Genomic DNA, 4895 nt, shown 5'->3' with positions numbered 1-4895 from the left:
GGCCAGCGCCACCGCGGTGGTGTCCGAGCCCCCGCGGCCCAGCGTGGTGACGTCCCTGGTGTCCTGGCTGACCCCTTGGAATCCGGCGACCAGCACGATCCGGCCCTCGTCGAGCGCCGCCCGCAACCGGGTCGGGGTGACGTCGATGATCTTGGCCTTGCCGTGGGCCGCGGTGGTGATGACGCCGGCTTGCGAGCCGGTGAACGAGCGGGCTTGCGCACCGAGCGATTCGATGGCCATCGCCACCAGCGCGTTGGAGATGCGCTCACCGGCGGTCAGAAGCATGTCCAGTTCGCGGGCGGGCGGGGCCGGGCACACCTGCTGGGCCAGTTCCAAAAGGTTATCGGTGGTGTCGCCCATCGCCGAAACGACCACGACGACATCGTTGCCCTGCTTTTTGGCCTCGACGATGCGTTCGGCGACGCGGCGGATGCGTCCGGCGTCTGCCACCGAAGATCCGCCGTACTTTTGCACGACGAGCGCCACTTAGTTCCTTTCCAGGCCCTGGGGAGTCCCTCAGCGTCGCGAGGTTTGGGTCGAAAACAGAATACGTGGATTGACCGAGCGACGATTACCGCCGGTGTTTGATATCCATAGCAGCAGGCATCGGCTGAGGAAGGGTCAGAAATGAGCAGTCGCGGTGGCCAGTGAGCCAGCCAAAGTGTTATGGGGTAGCGAACCAGACGAACACGACTATCCGGCAGCTGCGGACTACCTCGCACTGCTCGCCAAGCCCGGGCAGGTCAGCGAAATTGTCGGGGAGCTGAAGAAGGCCCCGATCGTGTACAAGAGGGCCAAGGATCTGCTGCGCGCGTCACGGCTGGCGCTGCTGCCACCGGACAACCCGCATGTGCACTCCGATCTCGAAAAAATCAAGAAAGGCAAGCAGCTGTCACCGGTCCTGCTGGTCCGAGGGGACCTGGTCAGCGATGTGGCGCTGCAGATTGCCGACGGTTATCACCGGGTCTGCGCCAGCTATCACACCGACGAAAACACCGACATCCCCGTCAAGATCGTCCCGGCCGGCGACTAGCGGCCAGGGGTTTTGGGCAACCCCGCGGGCGCGGTAAGGTAGCCAACGTGCAGCGGGTGCTCCTTCTCGGACGCCGCGACGGGGCCTGATCGAGGCCGGCTTCCCGTCGCGGGTGTTCGCGATGCGCCGGTCGCCGCCACTTAGGCGCCCCCTTCTCATTCCCCGGAGCAACAACCGTGACTAGCTTCACTCAACCGTCGGGCGACTCTCCTGACGCGTTCAAATCCGTTCGAACCATCACTAAACCCGTCGGCCAACCCAACGCGGGCCAACCGGCGTGGAACACCCAGCGTGGGTCATCGATGCCGATCGGCCGGTACCGGCCATTCGCTGAGGAAGTCGAACCCGTCGCGCTGGCCGACCGGACCTGGCCCGACAAAGTGACCATCCGCGCGCCGCTGTGGTGTGCGGTCGACCTGCGTGACGGCAACCAGGCGCTGATCGACCCGATGAGCCCGGCCCGCAAGCGCCGCATGTTCGACCTGCTGGTCCGCATGGGCTACAAGGAGATCGAGGTCGGGTTTCCGTCGGCCAGCCAGACCGACTTCGACTTCGTCCGCGAGATCATCACCGAGGGTGCGGTGCCTGACGACGTCACCATCCAGGTGCTGACCCAGTGCCGTCCGGAGCTGATCGAACGCACATTCCAAGCGTGCGAGGGAGCGCACCGCGCCATCGTGCACTTCTACAACTCGACGTCGATCCTGCAGCGCCGGGTCGTTTTCCGCGCCGACCGGGCCGCGGTCCAGGCCATCGCGACCAACGGCGCGCGCAAGTGCGTGGAGGAGGCCGCGAAGTATCCGGGCACGCGGTGGCGCTTCGAGTACTCGCCGGAGTCCTACACGGGCACTGAGCTCGAATATGCCAAGCAGGTCTGCGACGCAGTCGGCGAGATCATCGCGCCCACACCGGATAACCCGATCATCTTCAACCTGCCCGCCACGGTGGAGATGGCCACGCCGAACGTCTACGCCGACTCGATCGAGTGGATGAGTCGCAACTTGGCCAACCGGGAATCGGTCATCCTGAGTCTGCACCCGCACAACGACCGCGGAACTGCTGTCGCCGCAGCCGAATTGGGCTACCAGGCCGGTGCGGACCGGATCGAGGGCTGCCTGTTCGGCAATGGCGAGCGGACGGGGAATGTCTGCTTGGTGACGCTGGGCCTGAACGTGTTCTCCCGCGGTGTCGACCCGCAGATCGACTTCTCCAACATCGACGAGATTCGCCGCACGGTCGAGTACTGCAACCAGTTGCCGGTCCCCGAACGTCACCCGTACGGCGGCGATCTGGTCTATACGGCGTTCTCCGGCAGCCACCAAGACGCGATCAACAAGGGCTTGGATCAGATGAAGCTCGACGCGGATGCCGCCGATTCCGATGTCGACGACATGCTCTGGCAGGTGCCGTATCTGCCGATCGATCCGCGTGACGTCGGGCGCACCTACGAAGCGGTGATCCGGGTCAATTCGCAGTCCGGCAAGGGCGGGGTGGCCTACATCATGAAGGCCGATCACGGCCTGGCGCTGCCGAGACGGCTGCAGATCGAGTTCTCTCAGGTGATCCAAAAGATCAGCGAGGGAGAAGGCGGCGAGGTCAGTCCCAAGGCGATGTGGGATGCCTTTGCCGAGGAGTACTTGGCGCCGGTGCGACCGCTGGAGCGGATGAAGCAGCGGGTCGAGGCATCCGAGGAGGACGGCGGCGCGACGACGATCGCCGCCACCGTCAAGATCGACGGGGTGGAGACCGAGATCAGCGGTTCGGGCAACGGGCCGCTCGCGGCCTTCGTCGACGCGCTGGGCACCGTCGGGTTCGACGTGGCCGTCCTGGATTACTCCGAGCACGCGATGAGCGCCGGCGATGACGCTCAGGCGGCGGCCTACGTGGAGGCTTCGGTCTCCGGCAAAACCGTGTGGGGGGTGGGGATCGCGCCGTCGATCACCACCGCGTCGCTGCGCGCCGTCGTATCGGCGGTGAATCGGGCCGTCCGGAACTGATTCTTCAGAACAGCGCGAACTGCTCGCCCGCGCGCGCCGCGTCGATGAAGTCCTCGACACCCGTGCCAGTGGCCACCGTCCCCACGCAATCCATGAACTTCCCGTCGGAAACCACGGGCACGCCCAACTCGCGGGCCTGGTAGCCCTTGCCGTGCGCGGGACGGGATTCGTTGCAGATCACCAGCGAGGTTTCCCGGTCGACGGCGTCGGCGTACGCCAATCCCGCGTGCAGGATCCGCTCGACGAGCTCTTCGTGTGTCCGCTGGACCTCGGCGGCCAATGCAACCCGCATGCCCTGCACCAGCGGCCTGCCACGCACGTAGGGGCCCGGGTTCAGGTACGGGCATGGCATCCGGGATGCCAGCATCTTTAGCGGGCGCAGCTCCTCGTGGGTGATTCGGCCGCTTGGCCAACGCCGGCGGATGACCGGACGTACCGGTAGCCAGACGCCGCGATCGCGGGCCCGCTCCAGCGCGGCCGCCAGCACGTTGGTCAGCACGACGGCGTCGTCGAAGGCATCGTGCGGGCGCCGTTGGGTCACCCCCCAGTGCGCGGCCAGGGTTTCCAACCGCAGGTTGGCGATGCCCAGTTCCAGCCGTCGCGCCAACTCCAGCGTGCACATGACGGAGTCGATCGGCAGTTCGACCTCGGCCAACTCGGCCTCCGCGGTGAGGAAGGCGTAGTCGAACGCGACGTTGTGCGCGACCAGGGTGCGACCGCGCAGCAACTCGGCCACATCGCCGACGATGTCGGCGAACTGCGGCTGGTCCTCGAGCATCGCGGCGGTCAGGCCGTGCACGTGGGTCGGGCCTGGATCGACGCCCGGGTTGAGCAGGCTGACCACCGATTGCTCGACGTGGCCGTCGGCGTCGAGGGCCAGCACCGCGAGGCTGATGACCCGGGCGCTACCAGGTCTGAAGCCGGAGGTTTCGACGTCGATGACGGCCCATCCCTCGTCGGGCGCTGTGGCCGGCCGACCCCAAACGGTCTGCATAACTGGAGGATGGCACGTCGAGCCGACATCGCCGGGTCGCTGCGCGCCGTGTCGCGCCCTTAAACTCACCCGGTGATCACCCCCCGCGGCCGCCTGGCGCTTACCGCCGGAGCCGGCGCGCGATGGGCCTCACGGGTGACCGGTCGAGGGGCGGGCGCGATGATCGGCGGCTTGGTGGCCATGACGCTGGACCGGTCGATCCTGCGTCAGCTGGGCACCGATCGACGCAGCGTCGTCGTGACCGGGACCAACGGAAAGTCAACGACGACCCGGATGACCGCGGCTGCGTTGGCCACCCTGGGCGGCTCGGTGGCCACCAACGCCGAGGGCGCCAACATGGACGCCGGGCTGGTGGCGGCGCTCGCCGCCGACCGCGACGCCGCGTTAGCGGTCCTCGAGGTCGACGAGATGCACGTGCCGCACGTCGCCGACGCCATCGAGCCCGCCGTCATCGTCATGCTCAACCTGTCCCGCGACCAGCTGGACCGGGTCGGCGAGATCAATGTGATCGAACGCAGGCTGCGGGCGGGGCTGGCCAGCCACCCCCACGCAGTCGTCGTCGCCAACTGCGATGACGTGCTGATGACCTCGGCCGCCTACGACAGCGACAACGTGGTGTGGGTGGCCGCGGGTGGCAGCTGGGCCGCCGATTCGGTCAGCTGCCCGCGCAGCGGCGAGGTGATCGTCCGCGATCGAGGCCACTGGTATTCCACCGGTGCCGACTTCAAGCGACCCAGCCCGCATTGGTGGTTCGACGACGAACGGCTCTACGGGCCCGACGGGCTGGCGCTGCCGATGCAGTTGGCGCTGCCGGGCGCGGTAAATCGGGGCAACGCCGCCCAGGCGGTGGCGGCCGCAGTCGCGCTGGGCG

At 67.3% G+C, this 4895-nt stretch carries 4 protein-coding genes and 1 pseudogene; 3 read left to right on the top strand and 2 right to left on the bottom strand.

Annotated features, from left to right (window positions below; all coding sequences use genetic code 11):
* Positions 1–486, bottom strand: a pseudogene (locus WB785_RS24955) (aspartate kinase); the annotation flags it as partial.
* Positions 487–640: 154 nt separating this feature from the next.
* On the opposite strand from WB785_RS24955, the gene WB785_RS24950 reads away from it, so the two are divergent.
* Both WB785_RS24950 and leuA read left to right on the top strand, forming a co-directional pair.
* A complete protein-coding gene (locus tag WB785_RS24950; RefSeq protein WP_424082814.1) occupies positions 641–1033 on the top strand; it encodes a hypothetical protein in 393 nt (130 codons plus the stop codon).
* A 176-nt stretch (positions 1034–1209) separates the two neighbouring features.
* A complete protein-coding gene (gene leuA, locus WB785_RS24945) occupies positions 1210–3030 on the top strand; it encodes a 2-isopropylmalate synthase (RefSeq protein WP_424082812.1) in 1821 nt (606 codons plus the stop codon).
* 4 nt (positions 3031–3034) lie between these two features.
* Here leuA and WB785_RS24940 read toward each other — a convergent pair whose 3' ends face one another.
* Entirely contained in the window at positions 3035–4024 is a 990-nt protein-coding gene (locus WB785_RS24940; protein WP_424082810.1) for a DEDDh family exonuclease, read from the bottom strand.
* A 72-nt stretch (positions 4025–4096) separates the two neighbouring features.
* On the opposite strand from WB785_RS24940, the gene WB785_RS24935 reads away from it, so the two are divergent.
* Positions 4097–4895 (top strand): Mur ligase family protein (locus WB785_RS24935; protein WP_424082808.1); only part of this gene is annotated, 799 nt, incomplete at its 3' end.

The organism is Mycobacterium sp. (assembly GCF_049585075.1).
GTDB lineage: Bacteria > Actinomycetota > Actinomycetes > Mycobacteriales > Mycobacteriaceae > Mycobacterium.
This window is presented reverse-complemented; position numbering and strand designations above follow the sequence as displayed.

Bases quoted from the DNA above. Each gene is read 5' to 3' on its own strand.
- WB785_RS24940 (WP_424082810.1), bottom strand. From the start codon at position 4,024: ATGCAGACCGTTTGGGGTCGGCCGGCCACAGCGCCCGACGAGGGATGG.